This window comes from Nocardia gipuzkoensis (assembly GCF_021183645.1).
In the GTDB taxonomy this organism is placed as follows: Bacteria; Actinomycetota; Actinomycetes; order Mycobacteriales; family Mycobacteriaceae; genus Nocardia; species Nocardia abscessus.
The window spans coordinates 2,013,423-2,034,039 of the sequence record NZ_CP089225.1; the positions used below are offsets into that span (position 1 = coordinate 2,013,423).

A 20,617-nucleotide genomic window follows, 5' to 3' on the forward strand; every position below is an offset into this window, starting at 1 on the left:
GCTATGGCTGACCCTGATCGCCCGGTCGTCGCACCGTGCGCGGGCATCGTGCTCGCCGCAGGCGCCGGGACCCGCTACGGAAAACCCAAAGTGCTCGCCGAGCGCGGCGCCTGGCTGCGCGCGACGGTCGCCGCGCTGCGCGACGGGGGGTGCGATCCGGTCATCGTGGTCCTCGGCGCGACCGGCCCGAAACCGGAGATCGTCGACCTGCCGCCGAACGTGCGCCACGTGTGGGCGCCCGACTGGGCCACCGGGCTGAGCGCCTCACTGCGGGCGGGTCTGATCGCCGCGGCGAGCACCCCCGCCCGCTACGCCGCGATCATGCCGGTGGACACCCCCGATGTCGGCGCCGATGTGGTCGCCCGGGTGCTCGCCGCCGCGCTGGCTGCCCCGAGCGGCCTGGCGCGCGCTGTGTTCCACAACACACCTGGACACCCCGTTGTTATAACCCACAAGCACTGGAATGCGATTTCTGGGTCGTCGGCGGGAGATTCCGGAGCCCGCGCCTATTTGACCGGCAGAAACGATATGGTGTGCGTCACGTGCGACGATTTGGCGACGGGCGTCGATCGTGACTTCCCGGCCACGACCGCACGGTGATCGGAGCTAGCTGATGCGGGACATCGTCGACGACCTGTTGCGGGTGTGGCACTCGGGCCGGACCGGCGGACTCGGCACCGTTGTGCGCACCGTGGGCGCCGCCCCCTTACCGGTGGGCTCGGCGATGCTGGTCGACCCGGAGGGGGGCGTCTACGGTTCGGTCGCCGCGGGCGGGCTGGAGGAGATCGCGTACGAGGCGGTGTTCCAGGCAGCGCGCACCGGCCGTCGCGCGATGCACCGCTTCGGCGTGGCCACCGGCCTGGAGTCGGGCGCCAACGGCGAGGGGATGATGGACGTCTTCACCGAACCGTTCTCTCGAAGACACTTCCCGGAGTTCCCGGATGTCGCCGCCGAGATCGCGGCGCACCGCAGGGTCACCGTCTTCACGGTGGTATGGAACTCCGATGCCGACCTGATCGGCCAGCACCTGATCACCGACAAGAAGCACGCCACCGAACTGGTCGCGCTACCGGATTCCGACGTCTTCGTCTCTTCCTTCGCCCCGCCGCCGCGCCTGATCATCTTCGGCGCAAATTCCTTCGCCGCCGCACTGACCGTGCAGGCCGAGTTGCTCGGCTACCGGGTGACGATTTGCGACTCGCGCCCCAATTTCGCCACGCCGGAATCGTTTCCCGGCGCCGAGGTCGTGGTCGACTGGCCGCACCGCTATCTCAACACGCTCTCCGCTGCCGGTGAAATCGACAACAACACAGCCATAGTCGTCCTATCGCACGATCCCATGTTCGAGATTCCCCTGCTCACCGTGGCGCTGCGACTACCCGAGCTCGGCTACCTCGGCGCCATGGGCTCACGTCAGGTGCACATCCGGCGCATGGAGGATCTCCAGGCAGGCGGTTTCAGCGCGGAGACGCTCGCGCGGCTGCATTCGCCCGCGGGACTCGACATCGGCGCACGCACCGCACCCGAGATGGCGGTCGCCATCGCGGCCGAACTGCTGGCCGCCCGCGCCGCGCAACCGGCGCGAGCGGCCGACCCGCACAGCGGCGAAATCCCGATCACGCCGAAAACCGCTGTGGGGCTTGGCATCTAGTCACTTCAGGCCGGGATTCTCGGCATACACCTCGCGCAGCACGGACAGGTCGAACAGCTGCGCGGCTTTGATATCTATCTTCGCGGTGCGCAGCGCGGCGATGTTCTGCTCGATCAGCGCGTCGGTCATCGAGAGCAAGCCATTCGCGGCCGTGTCCGCCGAGACCACCAGATCGTTCTGCGCGATCGCCTCTTTCGTCTGCTCGGCGAGATCGAGCTTCTGGTCCTTGCCGTACACCTCGACGGCGAGCCGGGCCGACTCGGCCGGGTCCGCCACCGCGTCCTTCCAGCCCTTGATCTCGGCGGCCAGGAACGCCTTCAATTTGTCGCGCTCTTTGTCGATGGTGGACTGCGCCACCGTGAGCGTCTCCGCGACCAGCGGCAGGTTGAAGTCGGCGAACAGGAAGTGCGTGTTCTGGAATCCCTTTGCCGCCAGCGTGATCGGCTCGTTGGTCACATAGCTCACCCACCCGTCGACCTCCCCGTTGGCCAGTGGGGTCGGGTCGAATTGCGCGGGCACGACGGTGACATCGCCCGGCTTCATCCCGTTGGCCGTGAGCAGCGCGTTGAAGATCAGCTGGTTGGTGTCTTGCACGCCGATCTTGCGGCCCCTCATGTCCTCGGGCGAATTGATCGGCCTCGCCGCGGAGGAGACGATCGCGAACGGATTTTTCTGATACGTGGTGGCGACGATCTTGGCCGGGAGTCCCTCCAGGATCGCCGGTGCGGTGGTCTGCGGGGCGGACAGTCCCAGCCACACCTTTCCCGTGTCCAATCCGGCCTCCACCGACGTGCTGGCCGCGCCGCCTGCGATGAGGTCGACCGAGCCGAAACCGGCCTCCCGGAAATACCCTTTCGCGTCGGCGAAGTATTCGCCCGCGAATTCGATGTTCTTCAGCCAGGACAGTTGCACCGCGACCCTGCCGTATTTCGAACCGTCCGCGGTGGTGCCGCCCGAGGAGTCGCCGGAGTTTCCGCCGCAGGCGGCCAGCGCCCCCGCGCCGCCCAGCGCGGCGCCGGCGAGCGCGGAGTAGCGGAGAAACGAGCGTCGGTTCAGGTGCCCGAACGTGGAGCGTTGCACGGGTGTCATGGGCCGAATCTAGGTGTAGCGCGTTTCATTTTCTTTACTTTGACGTTCCGAGCGCGGATTCGCGCGAATTTCGCCGGGATGACCGTCGGATCAAAGCCGTCCCGCTTCCGGCCCGAACCGGGCGAGCACCAGGTTCTCGATGACGCCGACGATCGCGTAGAGCACCACGGAGACCAGCGTGACGAGCACGATCGAGGCCCACAGCTTGCTGTATTGGAATGTGGGGATGGCCCGGATCAAGCTGGCTCCCAGTCCCGTTCCGCTGCCCAGCCACTCGCCGAGCAACGCGCCGATCAGCGCGCCCGGCACCGAGATACGCGCGGCGGCGAACACCGAAGGCAGGGCCGCGGGCACGGCCACCATACGCAACCCGGTCCACCGGGACCCGCCGTAGGCGGCCACCAGCTCCAGCGCCTGCCGCGGCGCGTCGCGCAGTCCCGCCATGATCATGACCAGGGCGGGGAAGAACACCACGATTCCCGCGAGCACCGCGACCCCGGCCAGGCCACGGCCGAACACCAGCACGATGATCGGCGTGAGCGCGACCAGCGGCACCGAGCGCAACAGCATCGCCACCGGGAGAAAGGTCTGCTCGACCGCGGCGAACGACACGAACAGCGCCGCCACCACCACCGCGGCCAGCATGCCCGCGCCGAATCCGATGGCCGCGTCGCGCAGTGTGATCTGCAGGTCGTCCAGGATCGCCTGCCGTGCGGCGGCGGCGTTCGGCGCCGTGACCAAGTAGGTCCAGATATCGCCGGGTGTCTTGCCGACCCGCGGACCGACCTGCGGGAACGCCTTCAGGAAGACGTACCAGATCGCCAGCATCAGCAGCAGCGAGGTGGCCAGCGGCAACAGGAAGATCCCGATCCGTCGCAGGAGCTTCATCGGGCCTCCTCGACCTGGTCGCGCGGAACCCGCTTCGCTGTGGAGCTTTTCATCGCGCCTCCCGCGCGGTCCACGGGGCCGCCAAGCGCGCGGCCAGCGCCACCAGTGCGTATCCGAGTCCGGCCAGCGCCGCCGCGGCCAGCGCCAAACCCCAGGTGCGCGGCACGTTGTAGGAGGTCTGCGCGGCGGTCAGGGCCACCCCGATCCCGCTGTCCACGCCACCGAGGTACTCCCCGATGATCGCGCCCAGCACGGCCGACGGCGCGGCGATCTTCAAGGCCGCGAAGGTGCTCGGCAGCGCCGAGATCGCCTGCACCCGGTACAGCTGCTGCCAGCGTCCGCCGCCGTAGGCGCGCACCAGGTCCAGGCTGGTCCGGTCGGCCGAGCGCAACCCTGCGACGGTGCCGACCATTGTCGTGAAGAAGCAGTACATCGCGGCCAGGAACACCGTCGGCGTGCGTCCGCCGAAGACCACCAGGATGATCGGGCCCAGCGCCAGCAGCGGCGTGCAATAGCTCAGGATCGCCAGCTGGGTGGCCAGCGACTCGATCGGCGGGACCAGCATGATCAGCACGGCCAGCGCGATGGCGAGGCCGTTGCCCCAGATGAATCCCTGCAACGCGCCGAGCGCGGTGATCCGGAAATTGGGACCGTAGAGGTCCCATCCGTCGGTGGACATGGTGTGCAGCACCTGCCAGGGAGTGGGTATGGTGCCGCCCGCCACCCCCAACGCCGCGAGCGCCCACCACACCGCGACCAGCCCGAGCACGCCGAGCGCGCCGCCGAAGCGCTTCACTCCCCACCCCCGGCCCGGACCCAGCACGTGAGCGGGTGCCGCCGCACCGGCCCGCGCGCGCTCGACCGCTGCCTGCCCGGCTTGCCGTGGCGCGGGCAGCGTTCCGAGTGTGACCCGTTCATGCGACTCCTCCTTTCCCCGAAGTCCCGAACAGCAGCTCCGACAGGTAGTCGTGCAACTTGTGGAACTCCGGCGTTCGCATCATCTCCGGCAGCCGCGGGCGCGGCAGGTCGATCTCGACCAGCTCCAGCACCCGCCCCGGCCGCGGGCTCAGCACGGCCACCACGTCGGACAGGAACACCGCCTCCGCGATGCCGTGGGTCACCATCAGCGTGGTCGCGGGCTTCTCGGTCCAGATTCGCAGCAACTCCAGATTGAGCCGCTGCCTGGTCATGTCGTCGAGCGCACCGAAAGGTTCGTCCAGCAGCAGCACGGTCGGCTTCACCACCAGCGCCCGCGCGATCGAGACGCGCTGGCGCATACCGCCGGACAGTTGGGCGGGCTTGGCCTTCTCGAAACCCTCCAGCCCGACCAATCGGATCAGGTCATCGATCTGGCCCGGTTCCGGGGCGATGCCCGCGACTTGCAACGGCAGCTTGATATTCGACTCCACCGATCGCCACGGCAGCAGCGCCGAATCCTGGAACGCGATGCCCAGCGCGTGGTGGCCGCGCAGTTCGGCGGGCGTGGCACCATCGATCAGCGCCGTACCGGCGGTCGGGGTCTCCAAGCCGGCGAGTATGCGCAGCACCGTCGACTTGCCACAACCGGACGGGCCCAGCAGCGACAGGAACGCGCCCTGCTCGGTGTGCAAATCGACGCTCGCCAACGCCTGCACGGTCTTCCGTCCGACCCGGAAGGTCTTGGTCAATCCGCTGAGCTGAATTCCGGTCCCCCCGGCGGTACCGCTCTCCGTCCTCATGACGGCCACGATAAGAGCACCTCATTGCACGGACATTGCGAATCGCGTCGCCGGATTGCGCAATCGTTACGGTCCGCACCGCGGCGGCAGCGTGGATTTCGAATCGCGGCGAGCCGATCGGATGAGATACGCCCCGCCGCGGGTTACACGACAGGTGAACCCGCTCCTCACGCTGCTCGACGCCAAGCTGCACATCGCGGGCTCGGAGATCCTCTGGCGCGAAGTGATCGGCAACGGCTTCGGCCTGGCCTCCGCGATCGGCGGCATGCGGCGGCGTGTCTGGGCCTGGCCGGTCGGCATCGCCGGGAACGCGCTGCTGTTCACCGTGTTCGTCGGCGGCGTGTTCCATACCCCACAGCAGCTGAACATGGCCGGACAAGCCGGACGGCAGCTGATGTTCGTCGCGGTCAGCGTGTACGGGTGGTGGAGCTGGTATCGCCACTCCGCGCGCGAGGCCGGGCTCGAGCACCGCGGCGTCGACCCGCGCTGGGCCGGTCCGCGCGAACGCGTCGTCCTCGTGGTGGCGATGCTCGCGGGCACGGTGGTGTTCGCCCAGCTGTTCGCGTGGCTCGGCTCCTACGGCCCGTGGGCCGAGGCGTGGATCTTCACCGGATCGGTGCTGGCCACCTACGGCATGGCTCGGGGGCTGGCCGAGTTCTGGTTGATCTGGATCGCCGTCGACCTGGTCGGCATCCCCCTGCTGGTGCGGGCGGAGTACTACCCATCGGCCGCTTTGTATCTCGTCTACGCGGGCTTCGTGACCTGGGGATTCCTGGTGTGGACCCGCAGCATACGGCCGGACGCGCAGACCACGCGGCCCCTGGAACAGGCCGCCGTGGAGTAAATCGGTCCGGCTGGCCTACACCACGTCGACCCGCACGCCCGCGGCTCGGATCTTCTCCACTGCGGCCGGATCGGCTTCGGTGTCGGTGACCAGCACCTGCACCTGCTCGATACCGCAGATGCGGGCCAGCGCCGTGCGCTCGAGCTTGTCCCCCGTGGCCACCACCAGCACCCGCCCGGAACGCCGCACCATCTCGGTGGTCACCCCGGCCTCGTCGATGTGCCTGCACTGAGCGCCGCCCTCGGCGGAGATCGCGTTCACGCCGAGCACGAGATCATCGAGCCGCAATTGCGCCAGCGCCCGTTCGGCCAGTGGCCCGTGCAACTCGTAGGATTCCCGCCGCGCCACCCCGCCGAGGACGATGGTGCGCATGTGCGGCCGCAACACCATCTCGCCCGCGATGTTCAGCGCGTTGGTGACGATGGTCAGCTGCTCGTCACCGGCAGGCCCCAAGTCGGTGCGCCGGGCCAGCGCCCTGGCCACGGCCGTGGTGGTGGTGCCGCCGTTCATCCCCACCACCGCGTGCGGATCGACCAGCGACGCGGCGTGTTCGGCGATGCGCTGCTTGGCCTCGCCCGCGGACTGCCGATAGCGCGCGGGCAGGTCGTAGGCCACCGCGGTCGCCACCACGCCGCCGTGCGTCCTGGTCGCCAACTGCTGTTCGGCGAGGGCGGTGAAATCGCGGCGCACAGTGGCGGCGGACACGCCGAGCCGCTCGGCCGCCTCCTCCACCGAGAGCCGCCCGGATTCGGCGAGCAGTTCCAGCAACCGGTTCCATCGCTGCGGACGATCGGTCGGTCCGGTCATCTCACACCGCCCGTTCGCCGCACACGGCGGACGTCGTGCGGCGAACCTGCTGTTTCGGCGAGCACGCGAACAATATGAACACACGCACCCGCCGACCGTAGAGATTCCCCACGTCCGATGCCAAGCCGGGCCGGGTCAGGACACATCGGCCTCTGCTGCCGGTCTGTGCAGCAGCCGCGGCGACTCGGGGCCGCGCCGGTCTTCTCCCTTCGCGCCCAGGTCGACGCGCGGATGGGACAGACCGGAATTCACGAAATACGCGATTTCCTCGCAGATTTCGTCCAGCCCCACCGCCACATCCGGCGCTGTGCTCTGCACCGTTTCCTGGGCGAGGGAGGTGACCGCGCCGATCACCGCCAGCGCGAAGAGATCGAAGCGCCGGGGGCCGGTCTCGCCGCGGCCGACGGCGCGTTCGGCCTCGCTGATCAGCAACGCCGACAGCAGGCGGCGCTGCTGCCTGCGCCACTCCTCCACCGCGGCGCTCACGCCGACCACCTCGACGTAGCACACGCGCGCGCACCGGGCGTCGGCACACGTGACGCCCAGATACGCGCGGAAACTCGCCACCACGCGCGTGGGCAGCGGCTCGTTCTCGGTGGCCGCCAGCGCCGCGAGCGCGCACTCCAGAGCGCGGGAGGTGATGCGGTTGCCCAAGGCGATGAGCAGCGCCTCGCGACTGCCCATGTCCTCGTAGAAGCTGCGTGTGGAGACATTCGCCAGGGTGCAGAGGCGTTCGATGGAGGTGGCCGCGTAACCCTGGGTGCCGAATAGTTCGAGGGCGGCGTCGATCAACCGGGTCTGCCGCTGGGCCACCCGCTGTTCCTTGGACAGCCCGCCGTAGCTGCGACCGTCCTTCAGTCCGTGATCCCGCAGTGTCACCGTTCGATGCTACCGCGCGGCTACCTCCCGGCAGCGCGCCGAACGGACGATTCGATCGCCTCGGCCCTCCAGCGCTCGTGTCATGCGCGGCAACGGATTCCATCGTGTCCGAGCTATTTCACACTGCCCGCCGTCAATCCAGCCACCAGACGCTTCTCGATGACAGCGAACAGCAGCACCACCGGAATGATGCCGACGGTGGAAATCGCGAACACGTACTGCCATGCCGTGTCGTACTGGCCGACGAACTTGGTCAGCGCCACCGACAGCGGCTGATTCTCCGGGGTGGTCAGCACGACCAGGCTCGCGGCGAATTCGTTCCAGCACGCCACCACGACGAAGATCGTGGCGGTGACGATGCCGGGCCAGACCAGCGGGAGGCTCACCCGGGTCAGCGTCTGCCAGCGGCCGAGTCCGTCGAGCATGGCGGCCTCCTCGATCTCCACCGGGATCGCGGCGAAGAAGCTGTGCAGAATCCACACCGCGAAGGACAGATTGAACGCGGCGTTCACCAGGATCATCGCCAGCCAGGTGTCGTTGATGCCGAGCACGAAGAACTCCCGGATCAACCCGGTGACCAGCACCGTGGGCTGCAACATCTGGGTCACCAGCACCACGCCGAGGAACGCACCGCGCCCCGGAAAGCGGTGCCGCGCCGTGTAGTACCCCGCCGGAATCGCCACGACCAGCACCAGCGCGGTGGCGCAGACCGCGATGATGATCGTGCTGGCCAGATTGAACGGCAGCGGCGTCTCCGGGGTGTCCCACATCGTCGCGTAGTTGTCCGGATGCCAGGTCTGCGGCAGATACGTCGGCGGGATGCGCAGGATCTCGGCCCTGCTCTTCAGCGAACCGAGCACCATCACGACGAACGGCAGCAGGAACACCGCGGCGAGCACCACACCGACCGCGGTAAGTTCCCAGCGCCGTCGTCCGGCGCGTTCGGACGACGGCGCGGCCGGGGCGCCCGGCTCGAGTACCTCGGGCCGCGCGGTCATCGGTCGACCTCCCTGGTCGGACGGACCAGCCGAACGTAGATCGCGATGATCACGACGATCAGCGCGAAGTTCAGCACGCTCATCGCGGCGGCGGTGTCGATCTGCTGGTTCTGCCGGATCAGCTTGAACGTGAGCGTCGTGGTGGTGTCCGCCGAGAATCCGGCGATGCTGCCGGTGATCACCTGCAGGATGGGCAGCGAGTTGAACACGTTGATGATGTTGATGATGGTCGCCACCGCGATCGCCGGGCGCAGCTGCGGCAGGGTGAGATAGCGGTAGCGCTGCCACGGGCCCGCTCCGTCGACGCGACCCGCCTCATCGATCTCGGCCGGAATGGATTGCAGTCCCGCCAGAATCGTGTAGGTGGTGAACGGCACCGAGACGAACACCGCGACGCCCATCGCCACGAGGAACGCCTGCGTGGGCTGTTTGGTGAAGCCGTAGCCGCGGTCGAGCACGCCGATGTCGACCAGGAACCGGTTGGCGATACCGACGTCCGGATCGAGCATGTAATAGAAGATCGTCGTCGTCATCACCACCGATGCCGCCCACGGCACCAGGATCGCCATCCGCACCGCGGTGCGTCCGGGGAAGTCCTTGTTCAGGAACTGCGCCAGCGCCGCGGACAGCACCAGGGTGAGCAGCACGACGCCGACCACCCAGACCACGGTGTGGGCCAGCACCGAGCCGAGTTCGGAGATTCCGAACAGGGTGCGGTAGTTGGCCAGTCCGGCGCTGCCCCGGTCCTGGCCGTAGGCGCTGAGGTCCCTGGTGCTGGTCCACACCATGTAGCAGGCCGGGAAGGCGACGATGGCCGCGATCAGGACCAGCGACGGCCCGATCCACGGCAACGCCGCCAGTATTCCTCTGCGCCGCACGTCAATTCGCGGCTTCCTGGATCCGGCGCAATACCTGCGCCGGATCCGCGCCCTGCCCGATGGTGCCCATCTGCTGACGGATGGTGCCCTGCGCCGCGGCCCACTTCGGATTGTTGCTCGGGTAGAACCGCGCCACCGGCAGCGTGGCGGCGAATGCCTTGGTGACCGGGTCGTCGGCGAGCGTCGTCGCCGCGCTGTGGGTGATCGGGATGAAGCCCTCGTGCTTGACGAAGTCGGCGTAGACCGCGGCCGAGTAGAAGTAGTCGAGGAACTTCTTGATCGACTCCGCCTTCCTGCCGTCCTTCTTGAACGCCATCAGGTGATCGGCCACGCCGAGGGTGACCGGCGTGCCGGTCTTGGTCGGCGAGGGCGCGGTCGCGTACCGCAGACCGGGGTTCTTCGCGGTGATCTGGCCGATGGTGGGCGGCAGCGCCTCGATCATGCCGATCTTGCCCTGGATGAAGGCGTTGATCACGTCCTTGCGGTCGGTCGCGCCCGGATTCGGCTGGGTGGCACCGGTATCGATGAGCTCACGCATGGCACGCACCCCCTCCAGGTTCTGCGGGGTGTCCACCGTGATCCGGTCGCCGTCGGCCCAGGAGCCGCCCGCGCCGAAGGTCCAGATGGAGGTCTCGCCCTGCGCCTCCTCGCTGCCCAGCGGCAGGCCGTACCCGGAGACGCCGCCGCCGAGCGCCTGGATCTTCTTCGCCGCGTCGGTCAGCTCGGCCCAGTTCTTCGGCGGCCGGACGATGCCCGCCTTCTCGAACAACTCGGTGTTGTAGAACAGGGTGCGGGTGGAGGCGAACAGCGGCAGCGCGTATTGCGTTCCGTTCAGCGCCGCGTTCTGCGCGAAGGCAGGCTGGATGTCGGCCAGCACCGGCGCGGAGACGATCTCGGTGGCCGGGTAGAGCAGGCCGTCGCTCGCGAAGCCGGCGTAGGCGTCGATGTTGAGGATGTCCGGGGTGGTCGACTGGGACTGCAGTTTCGTGCGCACGACGTCGTTGATCGAGTTCCACGACTCCATCTGCACAGTGACAGTGATTCCCGGATTCTGCTTCTGGAACTCGGCGACGATGCCTTCCCACAGCGCCTTGGTGCCCGTGGCGCCGTCGCTGTAGACGGGGGCGAGGAAATTGATCGTGGTATCGGAGTCCGCGGCGTCTTTCGAACCGAACCCGCAGGACGAGAGGGCCAGCGCGACGCCGGTGACCATCGCGACTCCGGCAAGCACGCGGTGGAATGGTCTTTTCACGAGCAGAACCTTTCAGATTTACCCACCCCGCGCCAGCGCAGGCGCCGATGATGGGAGGACGCACCGTCCGTGCAGCTGAATGTAGCCCGTATTGTGATCATATGTGACTGATTTGATCGTAAATTTGACATGAACGATCACATAGGGTGAAGCTGTTCCGGTGCCAACGCCTGCCGACCACACGCCGGAACCGCATCTGGCCACCGAGGTAGCCACCCAGCCGGACGACTGGACGCACGCCGCGACCGTCGCCGCCGACCATCGCGCCGCACTGCCGAGACCGGGCGAGCGTGTCGCCGTGATCGGCTGCGGCACCTCATATTTCATGTCCCGCGCGATCGCGGCGCTGCGCGAAGGCGCCGGCCTGGGGATCACCGACGCCTGGCCGGCCAGCGCGGTTCGCGATCGCGGATACGAGCGCTACCTGGTGATCTGCCGCTCCGGCACGACCACCGAAGTGGTGCGTGCCATGCGGGACATCCCGGCGCGCACGCCGCGCGCGGTGATCTGTTCCAGCCCTGGCACACCCGTCCTCGAGCTGGGCGATCCGATCCTCATCGACCGGGTCGACGAGCGATCGGTGGTGCAGACCCGCTTCGCGACGACCACCCTGGCCATCCTGCGCAGTCACCTGGGCGAAGACCTGGCGCCGGTGATCGCCCAGGCGCGCGCGGTGCTCGCCGAGGATCCCGCCGAGTCACTGGCCGCGGTACGCCGCGCCGAGCAGATCAGCTTCGTCGGCATGGGATTCGCGGCCGCCCTCGCCGAGGAGGCCGCGCTCAAGCTGCGCGAATCCTGCCAGTCCTGGACCGAGGCGTACCCGGCGACCGAGTACCGCCACGGGCCGATCGCCATCTCGGCGCCCGGCCGGGCGGTCTGGGCCTTCGGGTCACTGGAGCCGGACTTCGCCGACGACGTCGCCGCCACGGGAGCGCATCTGGAACACCGCGACATCGACCCGATGGCGGACCTGCTCCGAGTGCACCGGCTCTGCCTCCTGCGTTCCGCCGACCTGGGCCTCGACCCCGACCACCCACGCGGCCTGAATCGCTCGGTGGTCCTGAAGTCGTGATCGAGGGCGTGCGGTGAATACCGGCCGGGGCTCGGGTCCTTCGATCGCGGACGTTCCGGATACGCCGCGACGAGACCCGGCCCGCCACCGAACCGCCCCGGCGACGGCGATCCTCGGCGTCGACACCCGACTCCGGGCGGCCGCGCGCACCGGCACGCCACCCGAGGTCACCGAACAAGGACATCCGGCGACCACACCGGCGGCGAACACGCCCGGCACCGCCCCACCTAGGACCACTCCGGAGTCCACCACCACACCGAACACGGCCGACACCTCCCCCACCTCGGGGCCGACCACCCAGGCGAACACGGCCGGCATCGCCGCGACCCCATGGATCGCGGACCGATCCGAGCGCGTAGTTGCCCTGGACACGGCGGAGCCCCAGCCCTGTGGCACGACATCACCCCAGGCCGCGCGTGCACCGGCGCGGGAGTTGCCACGAACTACTGTGCCGAGAATGGGAATCGAACAGCCGCGGACGCCGCCGGACTCCGGCGGATCCGGACCGCGCGCCGCGGGAACGGACTGCGCGTGCCGCGACGACCGCCCGGCCGCGCGCCAGGGGTCGGCGGGGCAGTCCGCGGCCGCGCTGGGCACAGCGGCGATCCCGGAGGCGCTGCCGGGCGACGCGCTCGTCCTCGGCGTGGATGTCGGCGGAACCACCATCAAAGGCGAGGTCACCGACGCTATGGGTGCGGCGCTGACCGTGGGTGCGGTCGCCACGCCGTACGGTCCGGCCGCCTTCGACGCGATGGGCGAGCTGGGTGAGCGGTTGCTCGCCGAACTGCCGGAATCCGACCGGCGTCGCGTCCGCCGCGCGGCCGTCGTGCTGCCCGGCATCGTCGACACCGCCCGATCGATCGCGGTGTTCAGCAGCAATGTCGGTTGGCGGGACGTGCACGTCGGTGACCGCTTCACCCACCGCTGGGGTCTGCCGACGCTGATCGAACACGACGTCGCCGTGGCCGGGTGGGCGGAATGGCGGTACGGCGCAGGTCAGGGCTACGACAATGTGTGCGTCGTCATTCTGGGCACCGGCATCTCGGGAACCCTGTCGGTCGGCGGAAGGTTGGTACGCAGCGGCTACGGGCAGGTCGGCGAGTACGGGCACGTGCCGGTGCGGCGTGCGGGCGGGTTGCCCTGCCCCTGTGGCAATACCGGGTGCGTCGAGACGGTCGCGTCGGGCGCGGCCATCGCGCGGGCCTACACCCGCCGCACCGGACATGAGATCGCGGGTGCCGCCGACGTTTTCGCACTGGTATCCACAGACCCCGACGCGGCCGCCGTGGTCGAGGACGCGGTGGACGCGCTCGCCGACGGGTTGGTCGGTATCGTGCACGCCGCCTGCCCGGAACTGGTCGTCCTCGGCGGCGGACTCGCCGGAGCGGGCGCGGCACTCACCGACCCACTGCACCGGGCCCTGGCCGCCCGCCTCCGCCTGGTCCCCCCGCCCCGAGTGGTGCTCGGCCGATTCGGCGCCCGCGCGGGCCTGGCGGGCGCCGCGCTGTTCGCCCGCCAGGGGGCACTGACGTGACGTCGCGTGCGAAACCGCCGAACCGCGTTCCCGCCGGACCTGGACCCGCCCGTCCGGCAGCGCCTCTTCTGCACACAGGGAGGACCCGGCGTGAACAGCGCGTGTGAAACCGCCGATCCGGGGACGCCTCCCGTGCGCGCGTGTGACGCTCGACGACGTGGTGACGACTTCCGCGACTCGAATTCGGCCGGTGCGATCTTGCACCCGGCGACGCACCGCCTCGGGCCCCTCGCGGCCGCCGCACTCCAGTTCACCGGTCGTCGCGCACGGTGGGCGCGTCCCCCGACGTCGCAGCCGGACCCCATACTCGCGGACCGGTCCCGCACGGCGGGCACCCAAATCTCGGGCCGGGAGGCACTGACATGACAGCACACACCGAGCTGATGATCCGGGGCCGCATCGTCTCCGCGAGCGTCGCGTTGGACGACGGCGTGGTGATGGTCTCCGGGGACCGGATCGAGGCGGTTCGGTCGTTCCCGCAATGGCGTGCGGCGCATCCCGGTTTACCTGAGCCGCCATTTTCTGGAACCGTGCTGCCGGGGCTTGTGGATATTCACAATCACGGCGGGTTCGGGTATCGGTTCGACAGCCTGCACGGCGCACAGGCCCGGAAGGCGGCCCAATCGCATCATGCGCACGGCTCGACCACGGTCGTGGCGAGCGTGGTCACCGGTCCCGCCGCGGAGATGGTGGCGCAGACCGCTGCCCTGCGCGAACTCGCCGAGGATGGCGTGCTCGGCGGCATCCATATCGAGGGGCCGTTCCTGTCGCAGGCGCGCTGCGGGGCGCAGGACCCACGCTTTCTGCGCGACCCCGATCTCGGGCTGACCGACGAGCTGCTGGCCGCGGGAGGCGCGCACCTGCGCGCGATGACGCTCGCCCCGGAGCGTCCCGGTTACGCTGCCGTCGCGCGGCGGCTGGTCGACAACGGCGTGGTGGTCGCGCTCGGCCACAGCGACGCCGACTACGCGTCCTTCCGGAAGTCCTTGCTACCTCAGGGATCGGGCCGCCTGGTGACGCACTTGGCGAACGGCATGCCGCCGCTGCACCACCGGCACCCGGGCCCGGTCGCCGCCGCGCTGGTGGCCGCCGCTGCCGGGGACGCGATCGTGGAGCTGATCGGCGACGGCGTACACGTGGATCCGGGCTTCACCGCGCTGGTGTTCGCGACGGCCCCGGGCCGAGTCGCGCTGGTCACCGATGCCATGCAGGCGGCGGGGCTCGGAGACGGTGAATACCAGCTCGGCCCCCAGCCGGTGACGGTGCGCGACGGTGTGGCGCGGATCGCCGACGGGTCGATCGCGGGCGGCGTCAGCACCCTGCTGGAGTGCCTGGCGCGCGCCGTGCGCGTATCCGGTGTCCCGCTGCGGGACGCGGTGCTCGCCGCCACCTCGGTTCCGTCCGCCGCGCTCGGACTCACCGGCGTCGGTGACCTGCGGCCCGGTCATTTCGCCGACATATTGACAGTCAGTGACAATCTCCACTTGCGCGGGGTGCTCAGACGTGGACAGTGGTTGAGGTGATCCTCACCGTGACAATGAATCCCGCGTACGACATGACCTATCGCGTCGAACGCTTCGAACGCGGGCAGGCTCACCGGGTCCGGTCGGTGGAGCAGCGCATCGGCGGCAAGGGCATCAACGTGACCCGGGTGCTGAATCAGCTCGGCAAATACGCCAGGGCCACCGGATTCTCCGACCACGCCTTCGCGGCGGCCGCCGAACTGGAGATGCCGGTCGACTTCGTGCACGCACTGCCCTGGGTGCGCCGCACGGTGGTGATCAGCGAATCCGAGGACGGCACGGCCACCGCACTGTGGGAGCCGGGCGCCCGCGTCTCCAATCCGCATGCCGCCGAGCAGTTGGCGGTGCGGGTGGCGGGGCTGCTGCCCGATATCGCCGGGCTGGTCATCTCCGGTTCGCTACCGGGCGGCATCGAACCCTCGCTGCCCGCCGAGATCGCGCGCACCGCCATCGCGGCCGACGTGCCGACCATCTGCGACATCGACGGCGAGGCGCTGCGGTTGGCCGCCCAGGTGCCGGGCATCGTGCTCATGCCGAACGAGGCCGAATTGCAGTGCCTCACCGGCGCGGAGCCTGAGACCGCCGACGAGGTCGTCGCCGCCGCGAACGCGGTCGTCGAGAACGGGGCGCGCGCCGTGATCGCGACACGTGGCCACGAGGGAATCACCGCGGTGACCGCCGAGGGCGCGTGGTCGGCGACGCTGCCCGAACCGCTCGCCGGGAATCCCACCGGCGCGGGCGATGCCGCGGTAGCGGCGGTGATCGCCGCCCTCTCGTCCGACCCGCGCGCGGATTGGCCCACTCTGCTCGCCGACGCGGTCGCCACGTCTGCGGCGGCCGTGGTCGTCCCGGTGGCCGGTGAGATCGACCGCTGTCTGCGCACCCGCCTCACCCCGACGGTCCGGGTTCGAGAACTGGATTTACCTACACCGCAGAAGGCTTCCCCATGACTGTCGCCCACCACACCCAGCCGGTCGGCCGCCGTTGCGGTTCACCATGCAGCCCGATAACACAGCGCGCGACCGGGCGGGACGCCCGGATGTCACGGCCGGGCCGCGGGTTCCAGCCGCCTTGGTCCCGAGCATCGCCCGGATGGCGAGCCCGGCACAACGTCGACATTCCGACGGCCACCGTCGCCCCATGTGGCGAGCCGCTCATGGCAGGCGAGTCCGCACAGGTGCCGCTGCGGTTCCGTTCGACGGCGCGCAGCACCGGCCGGGTGAGCGCGAAGACCGAAGCGCTGTCCCACTCGCTCGACCGAGTTCCGCCCGACGCCGCCGGTGCCGGAAAGCCCCTGCGCAGCGGGCACATCGCGGTCTCGCGAAAGCACTCACTATGCCGCTGACCTCGATTCCGGAGCTGATCGCCGCGGCACGCCCGGGCGGACTCGGCGCGTTCAACGTGATAACTCTCGAGCACGCCGAGGCGATCGTGGCGGCCGCGGAATCAGCGAACCGGCCGGTGGTGCTGCAACTGTCGGAGAACACCGCGATCTATCACCGGGGCATCGCCCCTCTCGCCCTCGCCTGCCTGCGCATCGCCGCCGACAGCCGTGCCGCCGTCGCGGTCCATCTCGACCACGCCACCAGCGCCGGATTGATCCACACCGCAGTCGATCTCGGTATCGAGTCGGTCATGTACGACGGCTCCGCCCTCGATTACCCCGACAACCTCGACAGCACCGCCGCGATCACCGCTTGGTGCCACGAACGCGGTGTGCACATCGAGGCGGAGCTCGGCGAGGTGGGCGGCAAGGACGGCGCGCACGCCCCCGGCGCGCGCACCGATCCCGACGAGGCGGTCGAGTTCGTGCGCGCCACCGGCGTCGACGCCCTCGCGGTGGCCGTCGGTTCCTCGCACGCCATGCACACCCGCACCGCCGAACTCGACAACGAGCTGATCGCCCATTTGGCCGCGAAAGTCCCCGTCCCGCTCGTGCTGCACGGCTCCTCCGGCGTCCCCGATCAAGGCCTGCGCGCCGCCGTCGAGCACGGCATGACGAAGATCAACATCGCCACCCGCCTCAACATCCGGATGACAACCGCCATCCGCGCGTGCCTCACGAACGACTCCCGCCTCTCCGATCCACGCAAGTACCTCATCCCCGCCCGCGTCGCCATCCAATCGGAAGTCGAACACTTCCTCCACCTCCTCACCTGACAAGCCGCACGGCGTTCGTCACGATGCGCTCGTCGAGTGATCGAGTGGTGCGATGATCCTTCGGCACGTGACGGTCGACTGTTCCTCCCCCTTCGCCCTCGCGTCGTTCTGGAGCGCCGTCACCGGATGGCCGATGGCGGAATCGGACGGCCCCGACGACACCTGGGCGCGACCCTCCACGAAGACACTCCACGAGTGGCACACCACGGAGAGGCCTACTCGCGATTCGCCGCAGCCATGTGCCACTCGCGGCAGAGTGGTCGGCCGGCGGCGCGGGCGAGGGGTGGGGCGCCGCCGGCCGGTTGGGGTGGGCAGGGCAGTTGTCCACCGGTTGGGCTGTCGGTGGATCGCTTCGCACCGACGGAGACACTCTTGTGGATGAAGCTGGGTGCCAGGTGTTGTGGAGCTGAGAGTCGGCTGGGAGACGCGCGCTCGCGGGTGGTTGTCGCTCGGTCAGGCGGGTTCGGAGGCGCGGATCGCGGCGGTGAACGCTGCCCACTGGGTGGGCGTGAACGCCAGCGTGGGCCACGCGTCGGGCGACCCCTGGAACTTGCTGTCCCGGACCAGCACTCGGCTACCGTCGAACCCGACTTCGACGCAGGCGGTGCTGTCGTTCGAATGTGATGACTTGAACCAGCCGACCGCGCTCCCCATGCCGATCACGCTACAGCGCGGCGAGCCTGCGTTCGATCAACGTTATCGACTCGTTCCGCGGGAGCGCGTGCTCGGTGAGAGTGGTGGCGAACATGGTCCCGAGGTGGCGCACCGGTTCGCTCTCCTCGATCACTCCGAGATGGACCAGCGTCTCGGTCCATGCCACGTCGGGTAGGAGTGCCCTCTCGAACCCGAGCAGGTGGAACGACGCACCGGTGAGCAACACACCACCCGGCGCGTCGAACGGTATGACGCGAACGTCGACCGTGTCGGCGTGCGTCTCGGTAACCGACAGCAGATGGCGGAGCTGATCTTTCAGAATCGTCGTACCCCCGGTGCGCTGGGTCAGTGCGGCCTCGTTCACGATCGCGGTGACCCGCAGCGGTTCGGATTCGGTGAGCCTGCGCTGGCGCCGCATGCGGACCTCGACCCAGCGATCGATCTCCACTTGCCGGATTCGCGCCCGGTCGTTGGCGATCACCGCCCGCGCGTAGTCCTCGGTCTGCAAGAGACCGGGGATCAAGATGCTCGTGTAACTCCGGATGCTCTGCGCCCCGTGCTCCAATCCGTAAAGGCGCATCACCTCTTCCGAGAGCATTCCCGCGTACTCCGACCACCACCCGCGCCGCTTCGCGATCTCACGCAGACGCAGCATCTCCGCACGCTCGTCCGGATCGAATTCGAGCAGGCTCATCAGTTTTCGCAGCTTGTCCTCGGCCAGGATTCGTTCCTTCTCCACCTTCGACCAGTACGACAGCGTGAAGCCGAGTTCCTTGGCGATGACCGACGCGGAGACGTCGAACTCGGTGCGGCGGCGCTTGATTCGGAGCATGAGCTCCCAGCGCGCGACCGTGGGCGAGAGTGGTGCCATCGTCCGAGGAATCCTTCCGGCTCCGGCTGTTCGTGCAGATGACCGTACCTGCATCCACGGCGCGCCGAGTTTGTCAAATTGACTGGTCAACTTGACTTATCCAGCGTCCGGCACCTACGCTGCGTGTGCTGTGCATCACAGGCGGGGGCTATGCACTGCCCCCGCTCGGCGGGGATGGAGGGGGTTCTGATGTCCGTGCATGTCGTCGACCGGAACTGGATCGTGAGCGATCGGACGCCGCATCAGGCGCGGCGGGTCAGCGACGACGCGTGGGTGGTGTCCTATCTACGCGGCCGGATGGTTACCACGGAGCAGGCGACGGCGGCGATCCAAGCGGCGGAGATGGTTTCGCTGACGGAGGAGCTGGTGCGCCGGTTCGGGCTCACGGCGCTGGAGGCGGTCGGCCTCGTCGTCCTCGAATCGCCGTGGGACACCGGGCCGATGCGTGAGCGGCACCGATTGCCGCGCCCGGGCAGGCGGCATCATCGGTGATCTTCGCGTCTCGCGTGACGCCCGGTACGACCATTCGATCCAGGGGGTTATCGCAGTGGAACCACTGCCGACGAAAGAGCTCGTCCTGCACGCCTGCCGCACCGCGCCGCGCCGCGACCACCCGATACTGGCGTCCGCCCACTTACTCGCGGGATTACACAAGCGCCGCCTGCGCTGTGAACTGGACGGGGCCAACGATATCGACCGGCATCGCGCCCGGCTCGTCCTCGCCATCGACCGCTGGGTCGCCACCGAGGCGCCACCGCCGCACGGCGGCGCGCACATGCACACCGAAACCGTGGGCATGGTGATCGACCGGCTCGCCCAGTTCTCCGCCTGCGCGTACGAAATCCTCACCGGTGCACCGGAATGGGCAGTGCACAACGCCTGGGAACGCCTCGCCGAACTGGCGCTCGGCTATGAGGATCTCGCGTACGAGGTTGCGGCGGGCCTGCGCCGCCTGCCCTACCTCAGCGGCCCACGCGAACACCCGTGACCCGGTCCGCCCCTGTCTGGCCGACCTCGCCCCTCGATCCGCGCGAACAGCCCAGACTCGAGCCTCACCCCGACCCAGCCGACCACCGCCCTCGATCCGCGCCAACAGCCCGGGCTCGGGCGCGCCCGGCGAAGACGTCGACCGCAGCGAGGAACCGTGCTCACGCCTCATCCGGGTCCGGCCAGGCGTTGGCCTCGACCCGGGCGCGTACCCGGGCCACGTCGGCTTCGGACGGCATGTCGTTGGTGATCTTGGTGATCATCACCTGGATGTCGGTCGCATCGATGTCCGCCTCGGCGGAGCCGGTGAGCGCGGCGGCGATCCGGGCCACCTCCTCGTCGGAGAGGCGGCGGCGCAGCAGCGCGAGCAGCGGGATGTAGTCGGAGTCGGGGACGCCGTCCGGGTAGCCCACCCGCAGCCAGCCGATGATCGCGTTCAGGAAGGGAGGCATCGGCGGCGGCTCGGTCAGTCGGAATCGGCGGGCGGATCGGCCAGCGGCCAGCCGCCCGCGGCCAGATGGGAGGCGACGCGGGCGACGTCCTGCTCGTCCGGCTGCTCCAGGGCGAACCGAGCTATGGCCTGCTCGATCTCGGCGCGGCTGATCTGGCTGTCCGGATTCGACGCGACCAGTTCCTCCGCGATGGCGGCCACTTCGTAATCGGTGAGATGCCGGTGCAGTACAGCGAACAGGGCGACGTAATCCGACTGCGGCACACCTTGCGGGTAGCCCGCGCGCAGCCAGCCCACCACCTTGCCGAGCAGCTTCGGCCGGGTCGGGGCGTGTTTCACTGGATCGGTCACGCTGGCACTC

At 69.1% G+C, this 20,617-nt stretch carries 24 protein-coding genes; 11 read left to right on the forward strand and 13 right to left on the reverse strand.

Annotated elements, in window-relative coordinates:
• The first annotated feature begins 3 nt into the window (after window positions 1–3).
• Together LTT66_RS09215 and LTT66_RS09220 are read left to right on the forward strand one after the other, a co-directional pair.
• A complete protein-coding gene (locus LTT66_RS09215) occupies window positions 4–600 on the forward strand; it encodes a nucleotidyltransferase family protein (protein WP_233065902.1) in 597 nt (198 codons plus the stop codon).
• Between the two features lie 13 nt (window positions 601–613).
• Window positions 614–1,651, forward strand: a complete 1,038-nt coding sequence (locus LTT66_RS09220; RefSeq protein ID WP_233065906.1) for an XdhC family protein — start codon at window positions 614–616, stop codon at window positions 1,649–1,651.
• Here LTT66_RS09220 and LTT66_RS09225 read toward each other — a convergent pair whose 3' ends face one another.
• From LTT66_RS09225 to LTT66_RS09240, 4 genes are all read right to left on the reverse strand, one after another.
• Window positions 1,652–2,740, reverse strand: a complete 1,089-nt coding sequence (locus LTT66_RS09225) for an ABC transporter substrate-binding protein (protein WP_233065909.1) — start codon at window positions 2,738–2,740, stop codon at window positions 1,652–1,654.
• Between the two features lie 90 nt (window positions 2,741–2,830).
• Window positions 2,831–3,628, reverse strand: a complete 798-nt coding sequence (locus LTT66_RS09230) for an ABC transporter permease (RefSeq protein ID WP_233065912.1) — start codon at window positions 3,626–3,628, stop codon at window positions 2,831–2,833.
• Between the two features lie 49 nt (window positions 3,629–3,677).
• Window positions 3,678–4,424, reverse strand: a complete 747-nt coding sequence (locus LTT66_RS09235; protein WP_233065915.1) for an ABC transporter permease — start codon at window positions 4,422–4,424, stop codon at window positions 3,678–3,680.
• Between the two features lie 118 nt (window positions 4,425–4,542).
• A complete protein-coding gene (locus tag LTT66_RS09240; protein WP_181720689.1) occupies window positions 4,543–5,346 on the reverse strand; it encodes an ABC transporter ATP-binding protein in 804 nt (267 codons plus the stop codon).
• Between the two features lie 154 nt (window positions 5,347–5,500).
• Between LTT66_RS09240 and pnuC the strand changes: the two genes are divergently transcribed.
• Window positions 5,501–6,190 carry a nicotinamide riboside transporter PnuC gene (gene pnuC, locus LTT66_RS09245; protein ID WP_233065917.1) on the forward strand — a complete coding sequence of 230 codons (690 nt, stop codon included), beginning with the start codon at window positions 5,501–5,503 and terminating at the stop codon, window positions 6,188–6,190.
• Between the two features lie 15 nt (window positions 6,191–6,205).
• Here the strand turns inward: pnuC and LTT66_RS09250 are convergent, their stop codons facing one another.
• From LTT66_RS09250 to LTT66_RS09270, 5 genes are all read right to left on the reverse strand, one after another.
• Complete coding sequence (locus tag LTT66_RS09250; RefSeq protein WP_043699159.1) at window positions 6,206–6,997, reverse strand: DeoR/GlpR family DNA-binding transcription regulator; 792 nt, start codon at window positions 6,995–6,997, stop codon at window positions 6,206–6,208.
• A 135-nt stretch (window positions 6,998–7,132) separates the two neighbouring features.
• Window positions 7,133–7,876, reverse strand: coding sequence for a TetR/AcrR family transcriptional regulator (locus LTT66_RS09255; RefSeq protein WP_233065919.1), 744 nt, complete (start codon window positions 7,874–7,876; stop codon window positions 7,133–7,135).
• Between the two features lie 113 nt (window positions 7,877–7,989).
• Window positions 7,990–8,874, reverse strand: coding sequence for a carbohydrate ABC transporter permease (locus tag LTT66_RS09260; RefSeq protein WP_233065921.1), 885 nt, complete (start codon window positions 8,872–8,874; stop codon window positions 7,990–7,992).
• The gene (locus LTT66_RS09265) at window positions 8,871–9,725 is read right to left on the reverse strand and encodes a carbohydrate ABC transporter permease (protein WP_233065923.1); all 855 of its coding nucleotides are present in this window, start codon (window positions 9,723–9,725) and stop codon (window positions 8,871–8,873) included. Before LTT66_RS09265 ends, LTT66_RS09260 begins: the two co-directional genes overlap by 4 nt.
• Before the next feature lie 28 nt (window positions 9,726–9,753).
• On the reverse strand, window positions 9,754–11,004 hold the full coding sequence (locus LTT66_RS09270) for an extracellular solute-binding protein (RefSeq protein WP_233065924.1): 1,251 nt from the start codon (window positions 11,002–11,004) through the stop codon (window positions 9,754–9,756).
• Between the two features lie 160 nt (window positions 11,005–11,164).
• Between LTT66_RS09270 and LTT66_RS09275 the strand changes: the two genes are divergently transcribed.
• The 6 genes from LTT66_RS09275 (at window position 11,165) to LTT66_RS37370 (ending at window position 17,675) form a co-directional block, all read left to right on the forward strand.
• Window positions 11,165–12,076 (forward strand): SIS domain-containing protein, encoded by a 912-nt coding sequence (locus LTT66_RS09275; RefSeq protein ID WP_233065926.1) that lies wholly within the window; start codon window positions 11,165–11,167, stop codon window positions 12,074–12,076.
• A 457-nt stretch (window positions 12,077–12,533) separates the two neighbouring features.
• Window positions 12,534–13,610 (forward strand): ROK family protein, encoded by a 1,077-nt coding sequence (locus LTT66_RS09280; protein ID WP_233065929.1) that lies wholly within the window; start codon window positions 12,534–12,536, stop codon window positions 13,608–13,610.
• A 362-nt stretch (window positions 13,611–13,972) separates the two neighbouring features.
• Window positions 13,973–15,133 (forward strand): N-acetylglucosamine-6-phosphate deacetylase, encoded by a 1,161-nt coding sequence (locus LTT66_RS09285; RefSeq protein ID WP_233065932.1) that lies wholly within the window; start codon window positions 13,973–13,975, stop codon window positions 15,131–15,133.
• A 14-nt stretch (window positions 15,134–15,147) separates the two neighbouring features.
• Window positions 15,148–16,083, forward strand: coding sequence for a hexose kinase (locus LTT66_RS09290; RefSeq protein ID WP_233069084.1), 936 nt, complete (start codon window positions 15,148–15,150; stop codon window positions 16,081–16,083).
• A 385-nt stretch (window positions 16,084–16,468) separates the two neighbouring features.
• On the forward strand, window positions 16,469–17,293 hold the full coding sequence (locus LTT66_RS09295) for a class II fructose-bisphosphate aldolase (protein WP_233065935.1): 825 nt from the start codon (window positions 16,469–16,471) through the stop codon (window positions 17,291–17,293).
• A gap of 52 nt (window positions 17,294–17,345) precedes the next feature.
• Window positions 17,346–17,675 carry a VOC family protein gene (locus tag LTT66_RS37370; protein WP_408638762.1) on the forward strand — a complete coding sequence of 110 codons (330 nt, stop codon included), beginning with the start codon at window positions 17,346–17,348 and terminating at the stop codon, window positions 17,673–17,675.
• Between the two features lie 71 nt (window positions 17,676–17,746).
• On the opposite strand, the gene LTT66_RS09300 is transcribed toward LTT66_RS37370, so the two are convergent.
• Window positions 17,747–17,947, reverse strand: a complete 201-nt coding sequence (locus tag LTT66_RS09300) for a DUF397 domain-containing protein (RefSeq protein ID WP_233065937.1) — start codon at window positions 17,945–17,947, stop codon at window positions 17,747–17,749.
• A gap of 10 nt (window positions 17,948–17,957) precedes the next feature.
• Window positions 17,958–18,818, reverse strand: a complete 861-nt coding sequence (locus LTT66_RS09305; RefSeq protein ID WP_233065942.1) for a helix-turn-helix domain-containing protein — start codon at window positions 18,816–18,818, stop codon at window positions 17,958–17,960.
• 189 nt (window positions 18,819–19,007) lie between these two features.
• Here LTT66_RS09305 and LTT66_RS09310 point away from each other — a divergent pair, with 189 nt between their 5' ends.
• Window positions 19,008–19,310, forward strand: coding sequence for a hypothetical protein (locus LTT66_RS09310; RefSeq protein WP_233065943.1), 303 nt, complete (start codon window positions 19,008–19,010; stop codon window positions 19,308–19,310).
• 55 nt (window positions 19,311–19,365) lie between these two features.
• Window positions 19,366–19,806 carry a DUF4254 domain-containing protein gene (locus LTT66_RS09315; protein WP_233065945.1) on the forward strand — a complete coding sequence of 147 codons (441 nt, stop codon included), beginning with the start codon at window positions 19,366–19,368 and terminating at the stop codon, window positions 19,804–19,806.
• 160 nt (window positions 19,807–19,966) lie between these two features.
• Here LTT66_RS09315 and LTT66_RS09320 read toward each other — a convergent pair whose 3' ends face one another.
• Both LTT66_RS09320 and LTT66_RS09325 read right to left on the reverse strand, forming a co-directional pair.
• Window positions 19,967–20,257 (reverse strand): DUF3349 domain-containing protein, encoded by a 291-nt coding sequence (locus LTT66_RS09320; protein WP_233065947.1) that lies wholly within the window; start codon window positions 20,255–20,257, stop codon window positions 19,967–19,969.
• Window positions 20,258–20,271: 14 nt separating this feature from the next.
• The gene (locus LTT66_RS09325; RefSeq protein ID WP_233065949.1) at window positions 20,272–20,607 is read right to left on the reverse strand and encodes a DUF3349 domain-containing protein; all 336 of its coding nucleotides are present in this window, start codon (window positions 20,605–20,607) and stop codon (window positions 20,272–20,274) included.
• Window positions 20,608–20,617: the final 10 nt, after the last annotated feature.